This is a genomic window from Janthinobacterium sp. GW822-FHT07H10 (genome assembly GCF_058798675.1).
The window spans coordinates 1-533 of the sequence record NZ_JBXAKS010000045.1; the positions used below are offsets into that span (position 1 = coordinate 1).

A 533-nucleotide genomic window follows, 5' to 3' on the forward strand; every position below is an offset into this window, starting at 1 on the left:
TCGTCGATGGAAGAGCTGACCAGCACCGTGAAGCAGAACGCGGACAATGCGCGCCAGGCGAATCAACTGGCGGCGTCGGCGGCGCAGGTGGCCGTCAAGGGCGGCGAGGTGGTGGCGCAGGTGGTGGGCACGATGGAATCGATCAATGCCTCGTCGAACAAGATCGTCGACATCATTTCCGTGATCGACGGCATCGCTTTTCAGACGAATATCCTGGCCTTGAACGCGGCCGTGGAAGCGGCGCGCGCGGGCGAGCAGGGCCGTGGCTTTGCCGTCGTGGCGTCCGAAGTGCGCAACCTGGCCCAGCGTTCGGCCAGCGCCGCGAAAGAGATCAAGACCCTGATCGGCGCCTCGGTGGAGCAGGTCAACGCGGGCAGCATGCTGGTGGCGCAGGCTGGTTCGACCATGAACGACATCGTCGACAGCGTGCAGCGCGTGAGCGACATCATCACGGAAATCACGGCCGCCAGCAGCGAGCAAAGCGTGGGCATCGACGAGATCAACCGCGCCATCGGCCAGATGGATGCCGTGAC

Annotated in this window: 1 protein-coding gene; it reads left to right on the top strand. The window is 64.5% G+C overall.

What is annotated here, in order from left to right; translation table 11 throughout:
- On the top strand, positions 1 to 533 hold a 533-nt coding region (locus AC1RDJ_RS28405), incomplete at both ends, for a methyl-accepting chemotaxis protein (protein WP_493029456.1).